General features: G+C 69.5%; 1 pseudogene. It reads left to right on the forward strand.

The features are described 5' to 3' along the window. Positions 1-298 (forward strand): annotated as a pseudogene (locus tag ACFWJO_RS39740) (hypothetical protein); the annotation flags it as partial.

Genomic DNA, 298 nt, shown 5'->3' on the forward strand with positions numbered 1-298 from the left:
GCTTCGTCGGCCGACCTCGGTGAGAAGGAGCAGACGCTCGAGGTCCTGGCCGACGGCGTGTACGCCCTCACCGCCGAGGGGGACCCCAACATCGGCGCCATCGAGGGCGAGGACTTCGTCGTCTGCTTCGAGGCACTCGCCACCCCGGTGGCCGCGCAGGACTGGTTGCGCAAGCTGCGCGAGCACACCGACAAGCCAGTCCAGTACCTGTTGCTCTCGCACTACCACGTCGTCCGCGTGCTCGGTGCGTCCGCGTTCGACGCCGAGACCGTCGTGGCGCACGAGACCACCCGTGCCC

Origin of the sequence: Streptomyces sp. NPDC127092, from assembly GCF_042722475.1 — a bacterium.
GTDB lineage: Bacteria > Actinomycetota > Actinomycetes > Streptomycetales > Streptomycetaceae > Streptomyces.